The sequence below is a fragment of the Intrasporangium chromatireducens Q5-1 genome, from assembly GCF_000576575.1.
Classification (GTDB): domain Bacteria; phylum Actinomycetota; class Actinomycetes; order Actinomycetales; family Dermatophilaceae; genus Intrasporangium_A; species Intrasporangium_A chromatireducens.
Genome location: NZ_AWQS01000358.1, coordinates 1 through 2,902, shown reverse-complemented (window position 1 = coordinate 2,902; position 2,902 = coordinate 1). Strand labels below are relative to the sequence as shown.

Sequence of the window (2,902 nt, the reverse complement as noted above, 5' to 3'; positions counted from 1 at the left end):
CTGCTGATGAAGGCGGTCTACTCCTTCCACCCCGACTTCGTCGGCTCCCGCATCTGGTGGGGCGACCCGGAGCAGGACTTCGACAACGCGACCTTCGAGGGCGGCGACATCATGCCCGTCGGCGACGGCGTGGTGCTCATGGGCATGAGCGAGCGCACCTCCCACCAGGCCATCACCCAGGTCGCGTCGGCCCTCTTCGCCGCAGGTGCCGCCGACCAGGTCGTCGTCGCCGGGCTACCGCGGATGCGCTCGGCGATGCACCTCGACACGGTCTTCACCTTCGCCGACCGCGACGTCGTGACCCTCTACCCGCGGATCGTCGACGCGGTCCACCCGTTCACCCTGCGCCCCGGGGACGGGCCCGGCGGCATCGACGTCATCGACGAGGACGGGGCCGCCTTCACCGACGTCGTCGCCAAGGCGCTCGGCCTGCCGACGCTGCGGGTCGTCGAGACCGGCGGGGACGTCTTCGAGTCCGAGCGCCAACAGTGGGACAGCGGCAACAACGTCGTCGCCCTCGAGCCCGGCGTCGTCATCGGCTACGACCGCAACACCGAGACGAACGCCAACCTGCGCGACGCGGGCATCGAGGTCACCACCATCTCCGGCGCCGAGCTGGGCCGGGGCCGGGGCGGTGGCCGCTGCATGACCTGCCCCCTCATCCGCGAGCCGGTCACCTTCTGAGCGCCCGAACGGGGGCCGGCTGAGCGGCATACCCCCGGCTCCCTTGCGGGAAGCACCAGGTGCGCAAGGATGTGCGCATGAGCACTCGCACCCTCACCGAGACGCGGCGTCTCGGCGTCGAGACGACCGGCATCGAGATCATCGACGAGTCGGAACGGACCGCCCGCCCGCGTGACCTGTTCTGGCCGTGGTTCGCCGCGAACGTGTCGGTCTTCGGGATCAGCTACGGCTCCTACGTCCTCGGCTTCGGCATCTCGTTCTGGCAGGCGGTCCTCGTCACCGTCGTCGGCGTCGTCGCGTCGTTCGCGCTGTGCGGGATCATCGCGATCGCCGGCAAGCGCGGCTCGGCCCCGACGATGATCACCTCGCGCGCCGCGTTCGGGGTCACGGGGCAGAAGGTGCCCGGCGTGATCAGCTGGCTCGTCTCGATCGGCTGGGAGACCTTCCTGGCGATCATGGCCACGCTCGCGACCGCGACGATCTTCAGCCAGCTCGGCTGGGGCGGCGGCACGACGACCAAGGTCGTCGCGATGCTCGTCGTCGCCGCGCTCATCGTCAGCGCGTCCGTCGCCGGCTACCACATCATCATGCGGCTGCAGTCCGTCCTCACCTGGGTCACCGGCATCGCGACGATCGTCTACGTCGCGCTCACCCTCGGCCACGTGAGCTGGAGTGCGGTCACCTCCGTCAAGCCGGGGCCGTTCCAGGCCGTCATCGGGGCGCTCGTCATGGTGATGACCGGCTTCGGGCTGGGCTGGATCAACATCGCCGCCGACTGGTCGCGCTACCAGCGCCGCGACGCGTCGGGGGCCGCGATCGTCGGCTGGAACACCTTCGGCGGGGCCATCGCGCCGACCCTGCTCGTCATCTACGGGCTCACCCTCGCGGGCTCGGACCAGAAGCTCGCCGACGGCATCGCCAACGACCCGATCGGCACCCTCGGCACGATCCTGCCGACGTGGTTCCTGCTGCCGTTCCTCGTCTCGGCGATCCTCGCCCTCGTCTCCGGCGCCGTGCTCGGCATCTACTCCTCCGGCCTGACCCTGCTCTCGCTCGGGGTGCGGATCCCCCGACCGACGGCGGCGTTCGTCGACGGCGTCCTCCTCACCCTCGGCACGATCTGGGTCGTCTTCTTCGCGCAGAGCTTCCTCGGGCCGTTCCAGAGCTTCCTGATCACCCTCGGTGTCCCGCTCGCCGCCTGGGCCGGGATCATGATCGCCGACCTCGTGCTGCGCAAGCGCGACTACGACGACGACGCGCTCTTCGACCCGCGCGGCCGCTACGGTGCGTTCGACTGGACCTCGATCGGCACGATGGTCGTCACGTCGGTGTTCGGCTGGGGCCTGGTCATCAACACCTTCGCCCAGGACGCGTCGTGGAACAACTGGCAGGGCTTTCTGCTCGGACCACTCGGGCTCGGCGGCAAGGACGGGACGTGGGCCTACGCCAACCTCGGCGTCATCGCGGCGCTCGTGCTCGGCTTCGTCATCACGCTCGTCCTCCGGCGCGGCACGGTGGCCCGGCAGGAGGGTCGCTGACGGTCCACGGCGGGACCACACCGCGGGCGCGCGTCGATGAGAGCGGCATACGTCACCCGCCTCGGCGGGCCGGACGCGATCGAGGTCGGGCAGCTGCCCGACCCGCGCGTCGGACCCGGTGACGTCCTCGTCCGCGTCGACTACTCCCCCGTCAACCACGTCGACACGTTCGTCCGATCCGGCCGCTATCCGACCCTGACGCCGTTCCCCTTCGTCATCGGCCGCGACCTCGTCGGCACGGTCGTCACCATCGGCGCGGGCGTCGGGCACGTCGAGCCCGGTCAGCCGGTGTGGTGCAACAGCATGGGGCACGGCGGCCGGCAGGGCGCGGCCAGCGAACTCGTCGCGGTCCCCGCCGACCGGCTCTATCCCGTTGCCCCGCAGGCCGATCCGGTGGAGCTCGCCGCGCTCGTGCACCCGGCGGCGACGGCCTGGCTGGGGCTGTTCCGGCATGCACGGCTGCAGCTCGGCGAGACGGTCGTCGTCATGGGCGCGGGCGGGGCCGTCGGCAGCGCGGTCGTCCAACTCGCCTCCCGGTCCGGTGCCCGCGTCATCGCCCTCACGGGCGCGCGGTCGGTCGACTGGGCCCGCGCCTGCGGCGCCGACGCCGTCCTCGACCACGACGACCCGGATCTGGAGGCGGCCGTCGCCGCCGCCTCCGGCGGCGTCGACGTGTGGTG

General features: G+C 71.4%; 3 protein-coding genes. All 3 read left to right on the top strand.

Annotated features, from left to right (window positions below; all coding sequences use genetic code 11):
- Window positions 1-684 (top strand): arginine deiminase family protein (locus tag N864_RS20940; protein WP_034721950.1); only part of this gene is annotated, 684 nt, incomplete at its 5' end.
- 77 nt (window positions 685-761) lie between these two features.
- Window positions 762-2,222, top strand: a complete 1,461-nt coding sequence (locus N864_RS20935; RefSeq protein WP_034721948.1) for a purine-cytosine permease family protein — start codon at window positions 762-764, stop codon at window positions 2,220-2,222.
- A gap of 36 nt (window positions 2,223-2,258) precedes the next feature.
- On the top strand, window positions 2,259-2,902 hold a 644-nt coding region (locus N864_RS20930), incomplete at its 3' end, for an alcohol dehydrogenase catalytic domain-containing protein (protein ID WP_034721947.1).